The following is a 20,095-nucleotide window of genomic DNA, read 5'->3' on the forward strand; positions in this document are numbered from 1 at the left end:
CATCGGCGTAGTAGTGGATGTGGTCGATGACAAAGCCGGTGCGGGTCAGCGTGCGCCGGAGGATCGGCAGAAAATCGACCAGGAACGAAGTAGCGCGTGTGACGACGGCCGGTACGCCGACACGCGCCACGGCCTCGGCCCAGCGCGCGGCCGGCGGTTGGAGCAGGCCGTTGTGCACCGAACCGTGGTAGGTGCCGACCGCCAATGTGAGCCAGCGCTCTAGCTCGCGCAGCGTCAGGGCGGCCTTGTTTTCGGAATCGTAGTCGCCGCGCTGGTCAGGGTTGGAGAAGGTCGTTCCCGGCAGTTCGTCGTGAATCATCTGCATCGCCGTGCCGATGATCCGTTCCACGATGCCGCCATAGTGCGGCTGTCCCAGCGGGCGATAGTCCAGCCGGATGCCATGCTGCTCGCAACCCCGGCGCAGGGCCTCGCTCTTGAACTCGGCCGCGTTGTCTAGGTAGAGCAGCAAGGGCTTGCCGCTCATCTGCCAATCCATTTCCACGTTCAGTCCTTCCAGCCAAGGGCGCTTGTCGCAGGCGACATGCACGAGGCACAGGCCAACCGAAACGGCAGACGGCGCTTCCAGCGTGACGACCATGCCGAGCACGCAGCGGGTGAACACGTCGATGGCGAGGGTCAGGTACGGGCGGCCAATAGGTTGCCGGTCGCGGTCATCGACCACGATCAGGTCGATGACCGTATGGTCTATCTGCACCTGCTCCAGCGGCGCGGTCACGGCAGGAGGCTCGCCGCCCACACCTTGTAGGTCACGAGCGGCATCCTGGCCTTCCCGCCGGCGGATGACCTAAAGGTTAGCTTGTTTTTTTTGATTAAATCTTTAGTATTCAGAGTCATACATTAATTTTTAGTAAGCAAGCCAAAGCGACAAAACGAGCATGCCTACTAATACGCTGTTATGTGCTTTCTCTAAAGCAAGCCAGATTCACTAAAACTTTCTTCTGGCTGGCCGCATCGGTCGTTTCGAATTAGCCCCCTTTAAAATGCCGTTTTGATGCCTTATTTTGGCTAAAACGGGGTGTTTTAAGTTTCTGTTTTTATTGGTTTTGTTTTTGTTGAGAACTTTCAGGTAAATGATAGTCTTCAAATCAAATGTTTTTTGGAGCCACAGCATGGAAAAATCAAAGCAATTATATAATCAAGTGAACTTCTCACATCAGGACTTGCAAGAACATATCTTTAGCAATTGTACTTTTATACATTGTAATTTTAAGCGCTCAAACCTCCGAGATACACAGTTCATTAACTGTACTTTCATAGAGCAGGGGGCATTGGAAGGGTGCGATTTTTCTTATGCTGATCTTCGAGATGCTTCATTTAAAAACTGTCAGCTTTCAATGTCCCATTTTAAGGGGGCAAATTGCTTTGGTATTGAACTGAGAGATTGTGATCTTAAAGGAGCAAATTTTAGTCAAGTTAGTTTTGTAAATCAGGTTTCGAATAAAATGTACTTTTGTTCTGCATACATAACAGGTTGTAACTTATCCTATGCCAATTTTGAGCAGCAGCTTATTGAAAAATGTGACCTGTTCGAAAATAGATGGATTGGTGCAAATCTTCGAGGCGCTTCATTTAAAGAATCAGATTTAAGCCGTGGTGTTTTTTCGGAAGACTGCTGGGAACAGTTTAGAGTACAAGGCTGTGATTTAAGCCATTCAGAGCTTTATGGTTTAGATCCTCGAAAGATTGATCTTACGGGTGTAAAAATATGCTCGTGGCAACAGGAACAGTTACTGGAGCAATTAGGGGTAATCATTGTTCCTGACTAAGCGCAAGATTCGGCTACGCACATAACAAACGCTTTAAGACGGATTCGCAACGTTTGGCGGTTTTAGTTTGAATTGGCTTTTGTATTTACGGTGTAATAATTGAGTGTTGTGGTAGCGTTGCTCACCACTTAAGCGGGCGTTAGGCAACGGTGTTGTTGCAGATTTTTAGTGTGGAATGATATGAAGAACTATTTTGAGAGCCCGTTTAAGGGAAAACCTCTCGTCGAACAGGTAAAGAACCCAAATATCAAGGTAGGCCGTTATAGCTATTATTCAGGCTATTACCACGGGCATTCATTTGATGATTGCGCTCGCTACCTCCTGCCTGATCGTGATGACGTTGATAAATTGATAATTGGAAGCTTTTGCTCCATAGGGACGGGTGCATCTTTTATCATGGCTGGAAATCAAGGTCACCGATATGATTGGGTTACATCATTCCCTTTTTTCTATATGAATGAGGAACCGGCATTTTCGGAATCAGTTGATGCTTTCCAGGCGGCAGGTGATACCGTCATAGGAAGCGACGTGTGGATTGGCTCTGAAGCAATGATTATGCCTGGAGTAAAGGTTGGCCATGGAGCGGTAATTGGCAGCCGGGCTTTGGTTACCAAAGATATAGAGCCATACACAATTGTTGGTGGCAACCCTGCAAAAGAGATAAAGAAGCGCTTTTCAGAACAGGAAATTTCAATGTTGCTAGATATGAAGTGGTGGGATTGGCCGTTGGAGCAAATTAAAGAAGCAATGCCTCTTTTGTGCTCGTCTGATATTGCAGGCTTGTACCATTTTTGGCAGCGTTCAAGTGCCTAACAAACGGCTGTTGTCGCCCCTTCGGGGCTGGGACGGCCTTTCCGCCGCTTTGCGGCTACAAGTCCGCCCCAAAGCCGGGCGTTAGCAGTAAAGAGTATTACAATTAATCTATTATGGTGAGGGTTAAATTATTCTAGAACTAGATTCTGTAGCTAAAGAGCTAATAAGTCTCGCTGAAGAGTTATTTGGAGAGATGGTTAATCAATGGAGTTATTGTGGTATAGAAATTAATGACCACTCTCCACATTTGGCGTACTACCCAGATACTAACGAAGTTGCTATTTCATTAAGTGAACGAGTAAAGAATGACGATATTCAGCTGATTTTTCAGTTGGCTCATGAGGTTTGTCATTTACTATATCCAACTATGGATATAGCGCGGGTCAAGGCTAGCGATCCGTAAGGCCACGGTATTGCGCGCCGGCACTCGCAGTTTTTGAGCCTTGCACACCTGAGTGACTTCGCGGTGAAAGGCCGCTAGGCTGCGCTTCTGCTTGGTCAGGAACCGCTTTTGCAGTAGCTCGTGGATGACGCGCTCGACCGGTTCCGGCAAGCGCCCCTTACCTTTACCTCCACCGGACTGGCCGGGCACCAGATCCGTCACGAGGCCGCTGCCTTGCCGGGCACGCCGGATCAGAACGTATACCTGGCGCCGAGACAAGCCCAGCGCCTGAGCCGCCATATCGGCCGCTTCGTGCCCGACCGTCTCCGACTGCGCCAACGGACTGATGATCTCCGCACGACGGCGCGCACGCTCCCAAGCCTCATCAGGCAGAGTGGCCACGCCTTGTTCTGGAATCCGTGGGGTGTCCGTCGCCATGCTCACCTCGCTTTGGTGCACACGAGTATTGAGCATAGTCGAGATTGGTGCAGATCACTTCTGATATTGAACTGTCAGGAGCTGGCTGCACAACAGCCATTACGCCCAATCAACTGGTGCAGTCGTCTTCTGAAAATGACACCACCTTCCAGAAACGAACAGACTTCGCTAGTTCGCACCCGGAAGGCGGCGCGAATCAAAACACCCCATCTTGACAGGTTAACCAAGTCGGTTACACTTACACGCATTGATAGGCGACAGCCAGGAGGTGAACCATGAACATGAAGCGCAAGCCGAAGGCGCCAGGCGAAGTCCTGGAAACGCAGTTCATGCAGCCGAACCAAATCACCCAAAAGGAGCTGGCCAGCCATACCGGATGGACCCGGAAGCACGTCAACGAGCTTTGCAAGGGCAAAGCCCGCGTGACCATCGACACGGCGTTGATTCTCGGTAAGGCCTTTGGCACAGGCCCCGATTACTGGCTGGAGCTGCAACAAGCGGTTGATATTTGGGACGCGCTGCACAGCGAAAAACGAAAGGAACGGCTCGAAAGCATCGTGCCGTTGATGAAAATGGTAGCAGCATAAAAAGCGAAGCCCCGATGCTTTCCAACTTGGCGGGCGGAAAAGCGATCAGGGCTACATCACAGTGTGGGCGGTTTCGTTAGCAACTTGGCGGGAGCTAACGAGGTGGCCGATTGCCTAGCGGGGCATGGGGCACACGTGTCTATTATAGCGCGGGTGCCCCTCTAATCAAGTAGTAGGGGTTACAGTGGCACAACAACAAGCGGCACAACTGGCGCTATTCGACCAGACACAAGAGGCCAACACGTATCACGACGCCGGCCGGCGCGGGTTCTTCTCGCTGCTCACCAGCAAGGACAACGGCGACAAGCGGCAGTCCTCCCACCCTCTCAGCGAAATGGCTACCGTCCTGGGCATGGTGGACTCGACCCGTGACACCTGGCTGTCACAAGCCGAGTTCTTCCGCCCTAATCGCCGCGTGGTCAATCTGCTACGTATTGGGCTGATGTTCGTGGACCTCGATACCTACCGGGTGCCCTGGGCGACAGGGCGAACGCCAGAGGAACAAGCAGCCGGCGTTATCTACTTCTGTCAAGCCGAAGGCCTGCCCCTGCCTTCGCTGATGATCTATTCCGGCCGAGGCCTGCAACTGAAATGGTTGCTCGATGCGCCAATCCCTCGCCAGGCCCTGCCCCGCTGGAACGCCTGCCAACGCCACCTGGTAGACAAGCTGGCCGAGCTGGGCGCCGATCCTGCCGCCAAGGATGCCAGCCGCGTGTTGCGCCTGGTCGATACGGTCAACACCAAGAGCGGGAACATCTGCCGCGTGGTCCACGTCCAGGAGGAAGCCGGCGAACCCGCCCGCTACAACTTCGAGTATCTTTGCGAAATGCTGCTGCCCGTGGCTCGCTGGGACATTGAAGCGCAACAAAAGCGCCGGCGCGACCGACAACTAACCCTGATACCTGGCGGCCGCCAGGGGAACCTAAAGGGCTTTTCTGGCCGACAACTGGCATGGGACCGCCTGGAGGATCTTCGACGCCTGGCCGACCTACGCGGCGGCGTAGTCGAAGGGGAGCGAATGCAGCACCTCTTTTGGCGTCTCAACTTCCTGTTGTTGTCGGGGGCTACCAACGCCAGCTTGATGTATCACGAAGCGTCCGCACTCGCCCGAGAGCTGGACGCGAACTGGAACCACCGTAGCAAAGAGCTGATGACGCTCTACAGCAAGGCCAAGGCCAACGAAGCGGGGGAAACCGTCGAGTTCAACGGCCGCAAGGTGCCGCCGTTGTATACGCCACGAAATGACACCCTAATCAATCTGTTCCAGATCAACGATGACGAGCAACGCCAGCTTAGGACGATCATTAGCAGCGACATGGCCAAAGAGCGCCACAGAGAGCGCGAGAAGGAACGGAGACGCCAAGCTGGAGCCATTGACCGGGAAACCTACGAAAGCCAGTCACTGACCCGTCAAAAGCCCTGGGAGGCCCTGGGAATGAGCCGCGCCAAGTGGTATCGCCTGGGCAAGCCGATGCCGGCCGAAGGTGAGACAAGTCCGTGCGTATATCAGGCCGCCAGAAGCCAATCTGGAGAATGAGACAAGTCCGTGCGTATTTCTAATGGCGAAGCCTCAGCGCCGGCCGAAGGCCAGGGGGTTTAGGAACGCCAGGTAGTGAGATAGGTCCGTGCGTATATCAGCAGGTGCCTAGCCAGTGCCTTTCCCCTGCCTTCCAGGTTAACGGTATATCCGCCCTGCCCGTTGGTGTTTTCCCTTTAAAAATCAAAAAAATAAAGGGTATACGGATTTAATGGTTGATGGGGCACCTTTACCCCACCAACCTGATACCATTATCAGATGGTTGATAGATCGACTCCGTAGTTGAGTTCCTCTGCGAAGTCCGGCAGTCCGTAACCGATGGTTTTCTTGTAGAAAGGAGAGACCTTCGCAGTCGGTGCCTTCTTCTTGTGCTTCGTGGTGTAGAGCATTCGTGCCCGCATCACCTCGAAGGAGTAACCGCGCCCTTCACGGTTCTTGTCCTTGGCCAGTCGGTTGATGGACTCCGTGTAAGCGTTGGTGACGGGCATGTCCGTCTCGAAGTAGGTCATGGTCTCTTCGCGCCAGTTTCCCACTGCCCTGACCAGATCGCTCCAGACTTCCTTTTGGCCCTTCGGGATGGTGGCTATCCACTCGTCCAGGGCGGCTTCTGCCTGGAGCCGTGTGGTGGCGTCCCAGATGCCGTAGAAGCGCTCCTTGTGCTCGTAGGCGGCCAGCAGTTGCGGGAACGCGCCTGTCCAGGTCTCCATGATGAGGCGCTCCCGGTCTGAGACTTCGTGAGCGCGTTTCAGCAGGATTTTCCGGTCTCCCTTGAGAGTCCGGCTCTGGGACGGTTTCAGCTCCTTTCTGAGGCCCTTGCGCACTCTCTCTAGGGCATCGTTGGCCATGCGCACCACATGGAACTTATCGACCACGATACGGGCCTGGGGCAGCACAGCCTTGACCGCTGCCCGGTAGGGGTTCCACATGTCCATGCTGACGATCTCGACCTTCTGCCGGTCTTTCAGCTTCATCAGGTAGTTGGTCACCACGTCCTGGCGGCGGGTGGCCAGCAGGTCGAGCAGGGTTCGCTCCTCAATGTTGGTCAGAATGCAGCGGTAGCGCTTGTTCAGGTATAGCTCGTCAATGCCCAGGATGCGGGGCGTCTCGAAGCGGTGCCAGCGCCCCAGGAACTCGGCGCGGGCGTTGAAGATGTCGCGCACCGTCTTCTCGTCCAGGCCGGTCTGTGCCGCCACAAAGGTGTAGGGGTGGTTGAAGGATTCCTTCTCCACGTACTCATGCAGCCGCAGTGTCATACGGAATCCGTCCACCATCTCTGGTAGCTGGGGCCTGAATGTTGTCTTGCAGGCCCGGCAGGTGTATCGGCGGCGGACCACCCAGAGAGTGACCCGCTTGCCGTGGATGGGCAGATCACGATAGGGAACGTCACGCTTGCCGAACCGTACGAACTCACCCTGCACGCCGCACCCCTCGCAGGCTACTGGTGTAGGTGCTTCAAGCCGAAAATGTATGTCTTCATTCTGCTCATCAGAATCCACCAACTGGTACCCAGGAAGGCTTAACGAATTAATCATCTCCCGCCTTGATCAGAAAAACAGGTAGGTGGCGTAACCGGCAATCATCGCCATAGCAAAAATGACTGCTAAAAACGCCGCTAAAAGCTTCAGCGTGAACAAAGAGCGCAACAGAATGAGCTCAGTCAGGCTGGCTCCGGCACTGCCGATGATCAACGCTAGCACCGTCCCGGCACCCACGCCTTTGGCCATCAGAGCCGCTGCCAGAGGTATGACGGCTTCAGCGCGAATATACAACGGCACGCCGATGACAGCGGCAACTGGAATGGCAAAGGGATTATCTGGGCCTGCATACTGCTCCAATAAGTCAGTGGGCATGAAACCATAGACCACGCTGCCAATCGCAATACCGATGAGCAGGTAAGGCAACACATCGATAAAGTCCGACCAAGCTTCCCGCCACACACCACTGTACTTCCCTTCTTTCTTAACCGTGACAGTGGGTTGACTGTCACAGCATTCGCTAGACGTAGAGACTGTTGTCTTCCTATCAGCCCCGCAAGAAGCCGTCTTCGGAGTGGTGTCGCAGCTGTTGGTGCCGCAACTCGATGCGGTCGATGTAGCACTGCACGGGCTTGCTGATGAACTACATCCACTGCTCTCTTGTGTCGCCGTCCGGCGCACATAACGCTCGAAGCCAAGCGTGTGAAGCAGCCATCCGGCACCTACCGCGACCACCAAAGCGGCGAGCACATAGATAGCAGTAAGTGTCCATCCAAACGTGGCAACCAGCAGGCCGACGACGATAGGATTCAGCAACGGAGATGAGAAAAGAAACACCATCATCGGCCCAAAACCGGCCCGTGCCCGAATCAACCCTTTCAACATGGGGATAGTCGAGCAACTACAGAAGGGCGTTATAGCTCCTAAACCAGCAGCAAGAAAATAGCCTCGCTTCCCACTGGAAGTCAGTAACGCTTCCACCTTGGATGGTGGGATGTGACGTTGAAGAACTCCGACCAGCAAGCTAATGCCAATGAATAAAACCGATAGCTCGATAGCGAGAAAGGCGAACATGCCTAGAGCGTCTTGGAGTTGAGATGACATTCAATATTACTCCTATATTTCTAGTATTGTCGAAATGATGTACGCAGCCTACTTGCGTTTATCCGACCTGTCAACTATAATTCTAGAAACATCGAATTATTGGGGCGTGCTATGGATCACGAAAAGGTTGCAGCCAGCTTAGCTGAGCTAGGGAATAGTCACCGACTGTCCGTGTTCCGCTTTCTGGTCAAAGCTGGCCATGATGGGGCTTCGGTCGGAGATATCCAGAAGGGGCTGGGTATTCCTGCTTCGACGCTATCACATCACCTTGCGCGCATGGCCAAGGTAGGGCTGATCCGGCAGGAGAAACATAGCCGCACGATTGTCTGTATACCCGAGTATGGGCACCTAGAGAATTTGATCGGTTTCTTACTAGAGGAATGTTGTGCAGGTGTTCGGATTGCGCATGAACCAGAACCGCTTTGACGCTTGCCCAGCTCTCGCTGTCCTCCCTAGTCAGCATCGCTATGAAGACTCAGGCGAAGGTGGAAACAGAAAATTGGCAGTAGAGTAGGCTGAAGAGGATCAATCAGATAATCCGCTGAGAAAGATTTTCTTCTTTACATCTTTGGCATTTTATCAACCAGAAATTCCGGATACCCAAAATAAAAACCTGTTGTTGCCTTGGCGGGTGACTATGGCGGGCAAGGGGAGGAAACCTTGTGGTCAACCTCGTGGGCGGCTTGTCCGTCCATCAGGTTGTCCATCATGGTTTTCCCCCGGTCCTGGAGCGAAGCGGAAGGATGTCCCCATAGTTGAGCCCGCTTCTTGGTTCTAGGTGGCGTCTCAGCTTGAAATCTGAGGCCGTTACCCCTGCTAACTGGCGCAGATTTCACGTAGGAGCGCGTTATAACGCCGGAAAGTTGCCTTTTTTGCCTTGGTGGCGTGTTGGCCACCTACGTGAAGATCATTTGACCAGGTGGCGAGGATCGAGAGGCGAAATTGTCGAAAGGGGGTTGATATAATACAGCTAGTGTATTATATTAATCATATCCGCAGCGGGCACCACCACATCGTCCGGCGCGGATATTCAAACCTTCGACTATGAGGAACCAACATGATGAACAACGCTGCACAGATCGAAACGGCCGTAACCGCTAACCAGATTCCGACCGCAAGCCGTATCAATGCGCTACCCCGTCACTTCGGCCGCCACATGATGGCCGTGGAAACGGTTGTGTTTGCCTACATGCGCGAGCTGGTCGAGGCCTACCAGGGCGGATATTGGGAGTTCTACGACCTGTCCAATGGTGGCTTTTACATGGCCCCCACTGGCACCCAGGAGCTGCGCGTTTCGGTGTCAGGTAACTACTTCGACGGCGAAATGAGCCCGGACGCGGCCGGGATCGTGGCTTGCCTGTTCGCTTACGGCTACTTGGCCAATTCAACCGGCGCCGATGCCTTTGCCCGTCACTTCCACTGGCTCAGGGATTACGCCCTGGACCACCCCGAAGCGGGCAAGATTCTGGCGGCTATCGACTAACGAACCCAAACGACCCCGGTCCAGGCCGGGGTTTTTCTTATCTTGAATAATAAGAATAATAGGATTATTATTATTCTTATCACTCGATTCACTCGATAGGCAGACAGGAGATAGAACCATGGCCCAGGGCATCCCAACCGAGACTTACGACCGCATCGTGCAGGTGGCCAACGAGCTTTACGAACAGAACGGCCGCGAGAAAATGCCGACCGTTGATGACGTGCGGAGAGCGGCAAAGGCAGATATGAACACCACTAGCGCCGTTATGCGTGAGTGGCGGAAGCAGCAAACCAGCCAGGCCGCGCCAGTAGCTGTCCCAGTTCCGGCAGCCGTACAGGAAGCATTCCAAGGAGCTTTGGCGGCCGCGTGGACCGAAGCCCAGGCGCTGGCCAATGAAGCCTTGTCAGCAGCACAGAAAGGCTGGGACGAAGAACGCGGCGAAGCGGATCAACTACGCGCAGAGATGGCCGAGGCTTTCGAGTCTCAAGGCCTTGAGTTGGAGGCGGTAACGCAACAACTGGCCGACGAGCAGAAGGCACACCAGGCAACTATGGAAAGCGCGCAGGCAGCGAGGCAGCAAATCGACGAGCTGGAGCGCGAAACCCAGGAGCTGAAAACCCGACTGGCCACTGCCGAACGCCAGGCAGCGGATCGAGGCGAACGCACCGAAGAACTGAAAGCCGAGCTGGCCGAGGCCCGAGCCGACGCCAAGGAGCAGCGGAAGGAAGCCGACCGCGACCGTAAGGCCGTAGAGAAGCAGCACCAGGAGGAAAAGCGTTCCCTGGAGTCACAGCACCGGCAGGAGTTGGAGAAGGCCGACGCGGCGGCCGGCGAACTTCGCCAGCGTCTCGATACCTTGACCGGGGAACTGGCCCAGGTGAAGGCAAGAGCCGAAGCCCAGGAGGCGCAGCACCAAGAGCAGCGCCAGAAGGCCGAGCAAGAAGCGGAGAAGGCCGCCGAGCGTGTGGCAGCCGCTCTGCAGGACCGCGAGCAAGCCCGCCAGGAGCTGGCCGAGTGTCGGGAGCGCAATGCAACCCTTAATGGTGAGTTGACCGCTATCAAGGCGCAACTGGCAGAGCTTAAACAGGCCGGAAAAGGCAGCGCCAAGAAGTAAGCGAAGCGGCGGCCCTGGCACTATATGTTGTGCTCCAGGAGCTGCCGCGGACTACTAGATATTGTGTTTGTGGAAGTCGAAAAAAAACTTGATATAATACAGCTAGTGTATTATATTAATCATATCCGCAGCGGGCACCACCACTTAGTCCGTTGCAGTTTTAACCTTCGACTACGAGGACAACACAATGTCAAAGCAAACACTTATCGACACCCTCGCCCGCGAGTTCCAGGGCGAAACCTTTACCCACTTTGCCGTCATGACCTGGGCCAGTGGTGCCGAGTTGGCCACCTGGAAAGAGGCGTTCCGAGAGCTGGTAGAGGCCGGCGCCCTGGTTGCCGTTGAGGAACGACCGCTGGGCACCGTCTATAAGATGGCCGACAAGCTGGTTATCACGGCGTCCGCCTACAACGCCGCCCCTTCTGATTACCGCAGCGTATGGACAACCGAACGTTTCGACCTGGCCAACTGGAGCGAGGTCCGCGATCAGTACATGGGCAAACGTACTTTGATGGATCGTTCAGGCCTTCACATCGAAGGTCTTACCATGGTTATCCTGGACGACTAACCCGAGGCCGGGCCATTTCGTGCGCACGAAATCGGCCCATTCTTTCGGTCTAAATGTTGTCATTATCTATTGACGGTAATAGATAAGGTGTTAAACTGGAAGGCGTAGGGTCATTCTACGCCGACCAGATCAAGGAGCCATGACATGACCGAAAGAGCAGCAGGCGGCAGTCGCTGGCCACCTGCCAAACGCGAGGCCACATGAAAAGACGCTTGACACCATCGGAGTTCGATCAAGCCGTTAAACGATTACCAAGGGCCATGAAGGCCCGAAACATACAGATAGCCAGGGCGATCCTGGTTGAAGGCCGGAAGCAAGCCGAGTTGGTGCGCGAAACGGGCTTGAGTCGAACAGCAATAGCGGCCGTTGTGCGGAAAATCCGCGAGGCCCACGAAACATACGGGCAGCCCCCGGAGGGCTGGGAAAGAATCGAAGTCTGTCTGCCTTCGGAAATGGTCCACCTGGTTAGGGCCTTGGAGGAAGAAGCCAGACGGCAACATGAGAACGAGGACTAAATCATGCAGATCATCACGGTATCTAACCAGAAAGGCGGCGTTGGCAAATCCACTGTAGCCGTTCACCAAGCGATGGACATTCAGGAGAAGGGAAAGCGGGTTCTGTTCCTGGACCTGGACCCGCAGGCCAACGCGACAAAAACGCTGGAGCGTATCGCGCCGCCCGCCAATGTCACCGCAAGCCAGCTTTTCACCGAGAGCGTGGAAACCGTCGATCCGGCCGAGGGGATTACCCTTATTCATGCTGACGGCGCTATGGCCGACATTGAGCGGGCCGAACCGTCCGTGCTGTCCACGTTCAAGCAGAACCTGGATAACCTGGGCGAGGCGTTCGATTACTGCGTTATCGACACCCCGCCGACCCTGGGCCTTCGCATGACTGCCGCCCTTCTCGTTGCCGATCACGTCCTGGCACCTATCGAGCTGGAGGAATACAGCATCGACGGTATCACTAAGATGTTGCAGACCATTTTCGGCGTCAAAGAGAAGTGGAACCCGGACCTTAATTTCCTCGGCATGTTGCCTAATCGGTTTAACCCGCGTTCCCTGGCGCAAAAAGAGACGCTGACCAACCTGGTCAAGAACTACTCGCACTTGTTGATCAAGGCGCGAATTGGCATCCGGTCTTCAATCCCCGAGGCTCTTTCCGAAGGCATCCCGGTGTGGCAGCTCAAGAAAACGTCCGCCCGTGAAGCCGGCCGCGAGTTCCAGGAAGCGTTCGCCATCGTCTACGAGAAAATGGGAGGGCTGAAGTAATGACCGATAAGACCACACCGAAAAGCAAGGGTGCCGACCTGTCCGGCCTGGACGACTTCAACTTGTCGTCGTTCCTGGACGGCGGCAAGAAAGGCAAGGCCCAAGAGGATGCAGGCAACGCGGCGCCGGCCGGCGCTGTTTCCTACGCGCCCCTGGACCACTTCCACGAAGACGAGGACAACGCCCGCCAGGAGTTCGATGCTCAGCGCCTCCAGGAGCTGGCCGAGTCGATGACGCAGGTTAACCCTAAAACCGGAGAGGTCCGGGGTATCCTGGAGCCGTTGAGCGTGAAGCACCACCCGGACAAGCCGGGGCACTTCATCATCAACGGAGGCGCCCGCCGCTACCGTGCTGCTAAGCTGGCCGGCCTCGAACAAGCGCCGTACATCATCAAGGACGAGCTGGACGACTTCGATAAGTTCGTGCTGAACGACCAGCGCGAGCAGTTGAGCCCGCTAGAAATCGCCATGTTTATTAAGGCACGGCTGGACGAGGGATACAGCAAAACGGAGGTGGCGAAGGCCCTTGGCCGTCCGGCGTCCTATGTTTCGGATCACGTCATTTTCTTTGACATGGCCGGCGCTATCCGCGACCTGTACGACAGCGAGCGTTGCCGCTCGATGCAGGCCCTGGCGTTGCTTCACCGCGCCCACAAGAAGAATCCCGAGCCGGTGGAGGCGTTCTGTCAGGACGCCAACGAAAACGACCAGGAGCTGACCACCTCGCAGGTCCGCGCTTTCCTGGAAAGTCTCAAGAAGCCGGAGGGGCCGAAGGAAAAGGACGAGAAGCCGACCGCGCCCACTGGCGACAGCAAGGACCAAGAGCCCCAGGCGCCGAAGGACGAGGACGATAACCAGGGCGACACCACACCGGCGTCTGAAACACAGCTTGGTGAAGGTGACACCGACGAAGAACCGGGCGACCAGTTCCCCGATCCTTCGACCCGCAACGAAGACCAGCAACCGCTTACCCTGGATGGCGAACCGCTGAGCGGCGGCACCCTGGAGGGCCAAGCGGACCAGATGCTAGAGCAGGACGAGAAGGCCGACCGTATCAAGAAAGCCATCATCCAGGTGAAGCATGACGAGCGCGAAGCCCGTCTGCTAACCGAGCGTCGAGCGGCCTACGGTCTGGCGTGGATCAAATATGATGACGATGGCCAGGAAGTAGAGGTGGACCTTAACCAAGTGGCCTTGGTGGCAGTCATTGAAGCGTGAGGCAGCCGGGACGGCTGCCCTACCCTCCTGGTTGCCGTCCCGCCGCCGTGGTGGTGAACCATGACCGAATTTCTCTATGACCTTCCCCTGCCGGTGCTGATCACCGGCCTTGTCCTGCTGGCGTTGCTGAGCAATTTCGGCCGGCCCCTCCTTCGCTTGCTGGGCTGGCGTAAGCCCGCCCATCGTCGGAGGGAACGGCAGGCAAGGCAGAGCCTGGCCAAGTTGGCAGAGATACCAGACCCTGGCCGAAAGTTTGCCTTTCTTCGGAGTATCAACCCGTTCACGTTCGAGGAAATGATCCTGGAGACGTTCGAGCAGCGCGGCTATAAGGTGAAGCGCAACACGCGATACACCGGAGACGGTGGCATTGATGGGCGCGTGTGGCTCGATGGCGACTTGTTCCTGATCCAGGCGAAACGGTACGCGGGGCATATCAGCGCCGCTCACGTCCAGGAGTTTTGCCGCATGGTGGATGCGAAGGGCTGCAAGGGCTTTTTCATTCACACAGGCAAAACCGGCGACGCCAGTCGCCTTCTGGCGAACAACCAGGCCAACGTCTGGATAATCAGTGGCGGCAAGTTGCTGGATTTACTCGACCCCGACCGGCGTCTTTAACCAGAGCCGCCGACGCCGCGTAAACTAGCGGAGCGAAGCGGAGTCTGTTTGCGCGGGGGCGGTGGCCAACAAGCCCCCGAAGGGGGCGCGTTAGGGTCCAATAAGGCCATGCCCGCGAAGCGGGCCGGCAAGCCCCGAAGGGGCGCGGCAGGTGTCAGCAGGCTTCCAGGGCCACGTCACAGTCACCACAGATCAGATTCAGCGACGGTTTCCCCCAGGCATTGGCTCCGCAATCCGGGCAGGTAAATTTCACCCGCGTTTGCTTGTGTTCTGTTTCCAGGACAAGTTCGCCACCCTCTCCTATCTCGACACCCCAGGCGGCCAGTTCCTCGCTCATTTCGTCCACTGTCCCGTCAGCGATGGCCGCCTGGAGCCTTTCACGGGCCGGAAACTTGTCCGCCCAGGATATGCGGAAGTTTCGGGTTAGCAGCTCCTGGCAAGCATCCTCGAAGGGACCGCCCTCGATGATGTAATCCGCCATCTTGTCGCCAGTCTTCGCCCCGCCAGGCTTTCCGGTCGAAGATGGCATGAGTCCGATTTCTTCCATGCGCTCGGCCCACTCTTTGTTGTGGTAGCCCCTTCGGCCTGGCTTGCCGAAGTGGTGCTGCCACAGGTGGGCCATTTCGTGAACCAGGGTCTGCATGATTTCTTCCGGGGGGCATACTGCGAAGTAAGCCGGGTTCATGGCGATTTCGTCAGTGGTGCCGCCGTCCCGACTCACGAACCGTTCAGCGGAAAAATAGCCGTAGGTCTGTTTTTCACGCTGTAGGGTGATCAGGCAAACCGGCAGCTCAGAGTCGAACAGCGCATCATTGAAGTGATCGAACGCGGCTTGTAATTCCTCGTATGTCGTTTCGGTGGGTTTCATGGGCGGCCCTTATTTTTGGATTGTACAATCCAAATTATAACCCCGTTTTTGGATTGTACAATCCAAAACTTGCAAGAGCCCGGACCAAGCCGCCACGGCGGCGCGGGGCAGTCAGGCAGGCCAAAGCCCGCCTGGCGAAGCCAGCGGGCCGGCGAGCCCCGCAGGGGCTCGGCCCTCCGGGGGTACGGCGATTTCGTACGCACGAAAAGAAATGGGGGGTTTAAGGCTAGGGCAGGATTCGCAAAGTGCTGGCATTTGCCGGCACATTTGCCTATAATTCCCCCCAAGCCCCCCATTTCATCCATCGACCAAGGAGCAGTCATGAACGACGCCAGTATGGAATCAGCGGCGATTGAGGGCGCCGCTTTCAATCAATACCGCCTTTCCTGGTTGGCCTATTTGCGGCCGCTAGTCCTGTTCGGCGTGATGCTTTTCCTGGCGTTCCTGCTCGGTGGCATCCACGTCGCCGTCATCTATGCCGGCGTTGCGTTGGCCGTGGCCGTCCTGGTCTACAAGATCATGGTCCTTCGGAGTGTGGTCCTGTTCGTCAACGATGAAGGGGTGTGGGTCTATAGCGGCGTCCTTCCCTGGTCCAAGGGGATAGGTGGCGTTCGCTGGCGTGACGTGGAAGACGCTCGTTATAACCCTGGTTTCCTTGGGTGGGCGCTCAAGTCTTATACCGTTAGAGTCGGGCACCGCTTCACCCGTGGAAACGAAATCGTCCTGCCCAGCGTGAAGCAGGGGGACAAGGCCGTGGAGCAAATCAACGCGCTGCATGGTTCCTACCTTCGGAACGGGGGAGGGCAATAGCACTTATGCCGCGAGCTGAAACACGCCTATCTGAGGAAGAAAAGCAAGCCTGGGTGGACTTCTGCCAATTCGCAGGAGAGCCCGAAGCGAAGATGCTCAGAAAGATGATCCTCAAGGTGTCCGGTGGGGCAGAGGCCAACCCAGCGGCGAGCAAGCGCGAACCAAAAACGGGGAAGGTCACTGTTCGCCTGACTGAAAGCGAGCGGGTTAAGCTCCTGGAGAAGGTAGAGCGAGAGGGCTACGAGAATCCCACCAAATGGACAACGGCACTGGTTAGGTCGGCGCTTCATCGGGAGCCGGTCTTAACCGACGATGAAGTGGCCGCATTGCGCGAATCCAACCGAGAGCTGGCCGCCATCGGCCGCAATCTCAACCAGGTAGCCAGGGCCTTGAATATCGAGTTCAGGGAAAGCGACAAACTCAAGAGGGAGGCCATCGAAAAGCTGGCCGAGCGGATCGAGCAGCACAAAGACCAAGTGGCGGCGCTGTTGACCAGGAACATGAGCCGCTGGGAGGAAGACGATGGGTAGCCTGGCCAATGACACCATATCGGACCTGTTAGATGGTGACGTAAAGACCAAAGCGAACAAGACCGGCAACCTATCGCGGGCCAAGCGGATTGCAGACCGTGCGCCGGAGGTCATGGTTAAGATCAGCGGCAACACCAAAGGCGCCGGCCATGTCCAGGCGCACCTGGACTATATCAGCCGCAACGGCAAGCTGGAGATCGAGGACGAGCGGGGCGAAACCCTCAAGGGGAAGACCGCCGTTCGTGCTTTGGCCAAAGACTGGTCGCAAGACCAAGGTAAGCGCCGAAAGAATACCCGAGAGACGACCAATATAGTTCTGTCCATGCCGGACGGGACAGAGCCCAAGGCCGTGAAGAACGCTGCGCGGGCGTTTGCCAAAAACCAGTTTGGCAAGAACCATCAATATGTCATGGCATTGCACACTGACACCGATAGCCCCCACGTCCACCTGACCGTCAAGAACCTGGGATATGACGGCCGGCGCCTGCACGTCAAAAAAGGTGATCCTCAGATATGGCGAGAGAGCTTCGCCGCCGAGCTGGAGCGTCTAGGCGTAGAGGCAGAGGCGACACCGAGAGCGACGCGGGGAGTGATCAAGAAAGGGATTAGCCAGGCAATCAAACACATGCGCGACAAGGGCATGACGCCGGCAGTGGACCAAGCCAAAATCCGCGAAATCATCGAAGACTTTAGCGCCGAGAGGGCAGGGAAAGAGCCCCGGCCGCGCCCTTGGGAAGACAAGATCAAAGACCGCCAGACTTATGTCCGCAAAGCCTGGCTGACGGCAGCCAAGGATTTGAATCAGAGTGACAGCGCCGAAGACCGGGAGCTGGGGCAGAGCATAGCGACATTCGTCAAGGATATGCCGCCCATGAAAACCGAACGCCACGAACTCCAGGAGAAGGTGGCCGCGCAGCTTCAACAGCGTGGCAGTGGCCAGCGCGGTGGCGAGAAGGGAAGGGGGCAAGACCAGGAGCAAGAGGACGAACGTTAACCAGCTCCTACCAGGCAATAAAAAACCGGCCGATGCCGGTTTTTTTGTGCCTACTGAAAGGTGCCGTCTGACTGAAAAACTATGCCATACCGATCAAATAGCTTCATGATTTTGTCCAGCGTGGCCCGCCGTGGGGTGGACTGGCCAAGCTCGAATTGTCGAACGGCCGTCTTTCCGGCGCCCGATGCTGCACAAAATTCGTCGCGGGTCATACCTAGATACTCGCGGGCATGGCGGCATTGAGCGCCGCTGATAGCGACGCTAGGCGCCGTATAGCCTTGGCGCTTTGTCTTGATGCCGAGCTGGTTCGTCCAGGCCGACGCGGTAGCGTAGGAGATACCCAAGGACTTCGCCATATCAGACAGGTTGCCGGCCTGGTCGTATGCTTCACGGATTTGATCAACCGTGAAGTTGTCGAGCTTTACCCGTGGCATGAATCACCGTTCCAGGTCCTGGTCCTGCTCTTGGTCCCGCAAGGCCCTGGCCTTATCTCGAAGTTCAGTCAAGATTGCCCGTCCTTCATTGAGCCGGAACGCTGTTTGACGTTGAAAGGTGGCGGCCGGCTCAGACTTCATTCCGGTATCACTGCGGCCGTAATCCTTATAGATGGCCAAAAGGGTATTGCATGTATCTTCGATGATTTGCAGGTTTGATTCCTGGAGCGCGTGACCTAGCCGCTCGAAATGGTGCAGGGAATCAGCCAGCCACATAACATCGTCGGCGTGATGCGGTGCCCGAGGGTCATAGGCGCCGTTATATGGTGTATTCATTCTGATGGCGATTGCCACCCGTCCGACATAACCGAGTAATCGGCCAGCCTCCCAGGTGAAGTTAGGCATAGACATAGAAACTCCTTAGCGTTTCGTGCGCACGAAAAATAGGGAAGGGTGCCGGGATGCCCCCGGCTGCTCACCACTTGGCAGGTGACGCACCCGCTAGGCCGAAGCGAGCGGGCTTCATCCATGAAGCGTTACCGCTCCATGTCCGAATCGCCTTTGGCTGGGGCTGATTCCCTGATACGAATATCCGAAGGCTGTTCCGCCCCCTGGCCTAGCCGTTCCTGGACCCGTTCCATGAATCGGGCTCGATCTGCGTCACTTTTGAAGCCCTGGGCGACCTTCTCAGCGAGCTTGAGGGATAGGGCGCTACCATCGCCTTGCTCTTGGGCCGTTTCGGCGTCCTGGGGCTTCTGAGGCGCTTCCTGGTAGCTGCTCGACGGCTGGGAGGCTTTACCCTGTTCGTGTTCCTGGATGGCCTCGCGGAGATGTCGCGGCTGGCTTTCGGAGTCGTTGGAAATAAACGTGGACAGGCGGCGGCCGTCGATGGAGGTTTCCAGCTTGCTATCGGCATACATATCGGTGCGGATGCCGGTCTGGTCGCCGTTGCGGTCCTCGTAGCCAATGACAAACTGGCTGGCGAAGTCGTCCTGGTCCTTGTTCACGTCAATGCGAGCGGTGTAACCGTGTTGAGCGGCTTCGGCCTGCATCATCTTCCAGCTTTCCATTGGGGAATAGCCTTCCACTGCGTCCTTGTCGAGCTTGTGCAGCTTCTCGGCGGCGGCCGGCGTAATCGTCGCTTTCTGGCCTTGCTCCTGGTGCTGGTCGCGGTTTGGCTCGTATCCCATCACCATGTCGCGGATTTTGTCCGCGTCGCGGGCAGCCCTAAGAATCTCTTTAGGGTCATCCTTGAGCACGCGAACCCAGCTTTTGACATAGGCCGCGTGTTGGCCAGGGTCGTGTCCTATTTCCAGTTCCTCGCCAATCATAAGGCTGCTAATTTCCGCCCTAAGCTCCTCTTTTGCATAGGATTCGCTGCCGAATCCACCGGACAGGTCGCGGTCCAGGCGGGAAGGGTGGCCGGTCCAGTGCCCCAGTTCATGCAAGGCCGTGGAATAGTAGCGATCGGCACTTTCAAACTGGCCCTGGTCAGGTAGGTGGATCGAGTCGGTAGACGGGCGATAAAAGGCCCGGTCCCCCTGGTCGTGGTGTAGGTCCGCACCTGATGCCTTTAGGATGGACTCGGCACGTTCGTGGCGATCCCATGCCGGTTCCTTCTTAGCTTCAAGGGGCGGAAGCCCCTTGATTTGCTCAGCATTGAAGACAACGGAACTAAAGACCTTCGGCTTGTCCAGCTCGACGCTGACCATCACCTTTTTGCCCTTGTCGTCCAGGACGGGTTTGCCGTTTTCGTCCCGTTTCGGGACGCGATCCCGGAACTTCCAATATTGGACCGCCACGCCTTTTTCGCCCTTGGATACCTGGGCGTTGACGCTTTGGGCCTGCTTGTAGGTCATCCAGCGAGGGTCTGACCGGCCTTGCATGGCCAGCCAGATAGCGTTTGCGCCCTTGTACCTGGTGCCGCTGACCGGGTTATGGGGCATTCGATGGGAACCAGGCTCCCATGGCTTTTGCCATGGGGCCGTGCCTGCTTCCAGTTGTTGGATAAGCCGTTCACTGATTTGCTCGTAATACGGCTTTTTGGTGTCCTTGCTCCCGGCCATGG

The 20,095-nt window shown here is 56.3% G+C and carries 21 protein-coding genes and 2 pseudogenes; 15 read left to right on the plus strand and 8 right to left on the minus strand.

Translation table 11 applies throughout. The annotated features are described in order from the left end of the window. Positions 1-805, minus strand: a pseudogene (locus R8N49_RS22110) (integrase catalytic domain-containing protein); the annotation flags it as partial. A 325-nt stretch (positions 806-1,130) separates the two neighbouring features. Between R8N49_RS22110 and R8N49_RS22115 the strand changes: the two are divergent. Both R8N49_RS22115 and catB read left to right on the plus strand, forming a co-directional pair. Continuing rightward, positions 1,131-1,787 (plus strand): quinolone resistance pentapeptide repeat protein QnrVC1, encoded by a 657-nt coding sequence (locus R8N49_RS22115; RefSeq protein ID WP_000415714.1) that lies wholly within the window; start codon positions 1,131-1,133, stop codon positions 1,785-1,787. A gap of 180 nt (positions 1,788-1,967) precedes the next feature. After that, complete coding sequence (gene catB, locus R8N49_RS22120) at positions 1,968-2,600, plus strand: type B chloramphenicol O-acetyltransferase (protein ID WP_023622804.1); 633 nt, start codon at positions 1,968-1,970, stop codon at positions 2,598-2,600. 370 nt (positions 2,601-2,970) lie between these two features. Here catB and R8N49_RS22125 read toward each other — a convergent pair. Further along, positions 2,971-3,420, minus strand: a pseudogene (locus R8N49_RS22125) (helix-turn-helix domain-containing protein); the annotation flags it as partial. 275 nt (positions 3,421-3,695) lie between these two features. Between R8N49_RS22125 and R8N49_RS22135 the strand changes: the two are divergent. Together R8N49_RS22135 and R8N49_RS22140 are read left to right on the plus strand one after the other, a co-directional pair. Beyond that, entirely contained in the window at positions 3,696-4,007 is a 312-nt protein-coding gene (locus R8N49_RS22135) for a HigA family addiction module antitoxin (protein ID WP_084852353.1), read from the plus strand. Between the two features lie 184 nt (positions 4,008-4,191). After that, on the plus strand, positions 4,192-5,544 hold the full coding sequence (locus tag R8N49_RS22140; RefSeq protein WP_114320498.1) for a replication protein: 1,353 nt from the start codon (positions 4,192-4,194) through the stop codon (positions 5,542-5,544). 254 nt (positions 5,545-5,798) lie between these two features. Here R8N49_RS22140 and R8N49_RS22145 read toward each other — a convergent pair whose 3' ends face one another. Continuing rightward, positions 5,799-7,076 (minus strand): ISL3 family transposase, encoded by a 1,278-nt coding sequence (locus tag R8N49_RS22145; protein WP_000610830.1) that lies wholly within the window; start codon positions 7,074-7,076, stop codon positions 5,799-5,801. A gap of 12 nt (positions 7,077-7,088) precedes the next feature. Beyond that, the gene (locus R8N49_RS22150; RefSeq protein ID WP_172692111.1) at positions 7,089-8,123 is read right to left on the minus strand and encodes a permease; all 1,035 of its coding nucleotides are present in this window, start codon (positions 8,121-8,123) and stop codon (positions 7,089-7,091) included. A 111-nt stretch (positions 8,124-8,234) separates the two neighbouring features. Between R8N49_RS22150 and R8N49_RS22155 the strand changes: the two genes are divergently transcribed. The 8 genes from R8N49_RS22155 (at position 8,235) to R8N49_RS22190 (ending at position 14,391) form a co-directional block, all read left to right on the plus strand. Next, a complete protein-coding gene (locus R8N49_RS22155; protein WP_068435097.1) occupies positions 8,235-8,549 on the plus strand; it encodes an ArsR/SmtB family transcription factor in 315 nt (104 codons plus the stop codon). 631 nt (positions 8,550-9,180) lie between these two features. Continuing rightward, a complete protein-coding gene (locus R8N49_RS22160) occupies positions 9,181-9,606 on the plus strand; it encodes an antirestriction protein (RefSeq protein WP_114320499.1) in 426 nt (141 codons plus the stop codon). A 118-nt stretch (positions 9,607-9,724) separates the two neighbouring features. After that, the gene (locus R8N49_RS22165) at positions 9,725-10,720 is read left to right on the plus strand and encodes a DNA-binding protein (RefSeq protein ID WP_172692112.1); all 996 of its coding nucleotides are present in this window, start codon (positions 9,725-9,727) and stop codon (positions 10,718-10,720) included. Positions 10,721-10,907: 187 nt separating this feature from the next. Beyond that, complete coding sequence (locus R8N49_RS22170; RefSeq protein ID WP_114320501.1) at positions 10,908-11,288, plus strand: hypothetical protein; 381 nt, start codon at positions 10,908-10,910, stop codon at positions 11,286-11,288. Between the two features lie 200 nt (positions 11,289-11,488). Continuing rightward, positions 11,489-11,803, plus strand: a complete 315-nt coding sequence (locus R8N49_RS22175) for a TrfB-related DNA-binding protein (protein WP_069971684.1) — start codon at positions 11,489-11,491, stop codon at positions 11,801-11,803. A 3-nt stretch (positions 11,804-11,806) separates the two neighbouring features. Further along, complete coding sequence (locus R8N49_RS22180) at positions 11,807-12,559, plus strand: ParA family protein (RefSeq protein ID WP_114320502.1); 753 nt, start codon at positions 11,807-11,809, stop codon at positions 12,557-12,559. Next, positions 12,559-13,776, plus strand: coding sequence for a ParB/RepB/Spo0J family partition protein (locus R8N49_RS22185; protein WP_112777816.1), 1,218 nt, complete (start codon positions 12,559-12,561; stop codon positions 13,774-13,776). Before R8N49_RS22180 ends, R8N49_RS22185 begins: the two co-directional genes overlap by 1 nt. A 60-nt stretch (positions 13,777-13,836) precedes the next feature. Then, a complete protein-coding gene (locus R8N49_RS22190; RefSeq protein ID WP_012850380.1) occupies positions 13,837-14,391 on the plus strand; it encodes a restriction endonuclease in 555 nt (184 codons plus the stop codon). A 154-nt stretch (positions 14,392-14,545) separates the two neighbouring features. Here the strand turns inward: R8N49_RS22190 and R8N49_RS22195 are convergent, their stop codons facing one another. Continuing rightward, entirely contained in the window at positions 14,546-15,259 is a 714-nt protein-coding gene (locus R8N49_RS22195; protein WP_112777815.1) for a SprT-like domain-containing protein, read from the minus strand. A 321-nt stretch (positions 15,260-15,580) separates the two neighbouring features. On the opposite strand from R8N49_RS22195, the gene R8N49_RS22200 reads away from it, so the two are divergent. From R8N49_RS22200 to R8N49_RS22210, 3 genes are read left to right on the plus strand one after another with little or no spacing between them, the layout of a single operon-like run. Continuing rightward, on the plus strand, positions 15,581-16,069 hold the full coding sequence (locus R8N49_RS22200) for a hypothetical protein (RefSeq protein ID WP_012850386.1): 489 nt from the start codon (positions 15,581-15,583) through the stop codon (positions 16,067-16,069). Positions 16,070-16,074: 5 nt separating this feature from the next. Next, positions 16,075-16,599 (plus strand): plasmid mobilization protein, encoded by a 525-nt coding sequence (locus R8N49_RS22205; protein WP_012850387.1) that lies wholly within the window; start codon positions 16,075-16,077, stop codon positions 16,597-16,599. After that, positions 16,592-17,593 carry a relaxase/mobilization nuclease domain-containing protein gene (locus tag R8N49_RS22210; protein ID WP_114320487.1) on the plus strand — a complete coding sequence of 334 codons (1,002 nt, stop codon included), beginning with the start codon at positions 16,592-16,594 and terminating at the stop codon, positions 17,591-17,593. Before R8N49_RS22205 ends, R8N49_RS22210 begins: the two co-directional genes overlap by 8 nt. Before the next feature lie 50 nt (positions 17,594-17,643). Here the strand turns inward: R8N49_RS22210 and R8N49_RS22215 are convergent, their stop codons facing one another. From R8N49_RS22215 to R8N49_RS22225, 3 genes are all read right to left on the minus strand, one after another. Beyond that, positions 17,644-18,027 carry a helix-turn-helix domain-containing protein gene (locus tag R8N49_RS22215; protein WP_114320488.1) on the minus strand — a complete coding sequence of 128 codons (384 nt, stop codon included), beginning with the start codon at positions 18,025-18,027 and terminating at the stop codon, positions 17,644-17,646. A 3-nt stretch (positions 18,028-18,030) separates the two neighbouring features. Further along, positions 18,031-18,438: a hypothetical protein gene (locus R8N49_RS22220; RefSeq protein WP_114320489.1), complete on the minus strand. Its 408-nt coding sequence runs from the start codon at positions 18,436-18,438 to the stop codon at positions 18,031-18,033. A 125-nt stretch (positions 18,439-18,563) separates the two neighbouring features. Further along, complete coding sequence (locus tag R8N49_RS22225; protein ID WP_114320490.1) at positions 18,564-20,093, minus strand: ArdC family protein; 1,530 nt, start codon at positions 20,091-20,093, stop codon at positions 18,564-18,566. Positions 20,094-20,095 lie beyond the last annotated feature (2 nt).

This window comes from Vibrio sp. 1978, assembly GCF_033344345.1.